Source organism: Flagellimonas alvinocaridis, from assembly GCF_004916895.1.
In the GTDB taxonomy this organism is placed as follows: domain Bacteria; phylum Bacteroidota; class Bacteroidia; order Flavobacteriales; family Flavobacteriaceae; genus Flagellimonas; species Flagellimonas alvinocaridis.
In genome coordinates this window covers 1-525 of sequence record NZ_SNTZ01000068.1, presented here as the reverse complement: position 1 = coordinate 525, position 525 = coordinate 1, and the positions used below count along the sequence as shown (strand labels likewise).

The window sequence follows — 525 nt, the reverse complement described above, 5'->3', positions numbered from 1 at the left end:
TCATGGCTGGATAGATAAATGTTTGGATTTTTGCGATTAYTTTTTAAGGGAGGTTGCTGAATATAAAAAGCTYATTACRCGGAATCCTATTTTTTTAKAACGAGTTGAAGGRGTWGGCGTTGTTAGTGAAGAGGAAGCAATAAATTGGGGTTTATCAGGACMMATGYTRCGRGCTTCCGGAATACAATGGGATCTTCGTAARGTTGATMATTATGAGTGTTATGACGAATTTGAYTGGGAAGTCCAATGGCAAAAMGARGGGGATTCATTAGCTCGTTATTTAGTACGAATCAGTGAAATGACAGAGTCTATMAAAATWATTCAACAGGCTCTGGAAGGAATTCCRGGAGGGCCCTATGARAATTTAGAARCCCGGCGCTTTGCTGGAGTMMGAAATACCGAATGGAATGATTTTGAMTACCGATTCATTAGTAAAAAASCTTCTCCTACTTTTGAATTGYCGAAGCAAGAACTTTATGTAAGAGTTGAAGCTCCAAAAGGAGAATTGGGGATTTTTATGATAGG

Annotated in this window: 1 protein-coding gene; it reads left to right on the top strand. The window is 38.1% G+C overall.

What is annotated here, in order from left to right:
* Window positions 1-10: 10 nt before the first annotated feature.
* The coding region (locus tag EZV76_RS17915; protein ID WP_500683428.1) for an NADH-quinone oxidoreductase subunit D-related protein at window positions 11-525 on the top strand (515 nt) is incomplete at its 3' end.